Annotated in this window: 1 pseudogene; it reads left to right on the forward strand. The window is 58.8% G+C overall.

Annotated elements, in window-relative coordinates:
- Positions 1–434: pseudogene (locus J5M71_RS28750) on the forward strand (molecular chaperone HtpG); the annotation flags it as partial.

A 434-nucleotide genomic window follows, 5' to 3' on the forward strand; every position in this document is an offset into this window, starting at 1 on the left:
GGTCAAGAACAGCCCGCACCTGGAAGTCTTCCGCAAGAAAGGCATCGAAGTGCTGCTGCTGACCGATCGCATCGACGAGTGGCTGATGAGCTACCTCAGCGAATTCGACGGCAAGACGTTTGTCGACGTGGCGCGCGGTGACCTCGATCTGGGCAATCTGGACTCGGAAGAGGACAAGAAAGCCGCAGAAGAAGTTGCCAAGTCCAAAGAAGGCCTGGTCGAGCGTCTGAAAACTGCGCTGGGTGATTCCGTGGCTGAAGTCCGCGTATCCCATCGTCTGACCGATTCGCCGGCCATTCTGGCCATCGGCGAACAGGACCTGGGCCTGCAAATGCGCCAGATCCTCGAAGCCAGCGGGCAGAAAGTCCCGGATTCGAAGCCGATCTTCGAATTCAACCCGAGCCACCCGCTGATCGAGAAACTCGATGGCGAGC

Source organism: Pseudomonas sp. 43(2021), from assembly GCF_017490805.1.
Classification (GTDB): domain Bacteria; phylum Pseudomonadota; class Gammaproteobacteria; order Pseudomonadales; family Pseudomonadaceae; genus Aquipseudomonas.